Source organism: Mesorhizobium sp. M7A.F.Ca.CA.002.04.1.1 (assembly GCF_004022805.1).
Lineage (GTDB): Bacteria > Pseudomonadota > Alphaproteobacteria > Rhizobiales > Rhizobiaceae > Mesorhizobium > Mesorhizobium ciceri.
The window spans coordinates 1-549 of record NZ_RZPL01001272.1 but is presented as its reverse complement, the minus strand read 5'-3'; the positions used below and the strand labels follow the sequence as shown (position 1 = coordinate 549).

General features: G+C 67.4%; 1 pseudogene. It reads right to left on the bottom strand.

Annotated elements, in window-relative coordinates:
- Nucleotides 1-549: pseudogene (locus tag ENZ75_RS33745) on the bottom strand (glycerol-3-phosphate dehydrogenase); the annotation flags it as partial.

Below are 549 nucleotides of genomic sequence, written 5' to 3'. Positions count from 1 at the left end.
GTGACGGCACCTGCGGCAATGGCAAAGACGTTCTTCAAGGCGCCGCCGATCTCGACGCCGATCAGGTCGTCGTTCGAATAGCAGCGCAGATTTTCGGCGGAAAAGCGGGCGGCGAGATCGGCGGCCAATGCCTCGTCGCGGGCGGCGACCACAACGGCCGTCGGCAGGCCGCGGGCGACGTCGGTGGCGAAGCTCGGGCCCGACAAAACGGCAACCGGATTGAGCGGCAGGATTTCTTCGACAATCGCCGATAGCAACGCGCCAGTCTCGCTTTCGATGCCCTTGGCACACAGAACCAGCGGGATACCGGCCGGCATATGGTCCTTCGCGGCCGCCAGCGTCGCCCGCAGCGACTGCGCCGGCGTCACCGCCAGCACGCAATCGGCACCGTCGAGCGTGGCCTGGATGTTGCTCGTCGCCACGATGCCGGGCTGGAGCGTAATGCCCGGCAGGTAGCGTGGATTTTCGCCGCGGTCGATCGCGGCGACGGTCTCCGGATCGCGCGCGTAAAGGCGGACGAAATGGCCGGCGCGCAGCATGGCCAAGGCC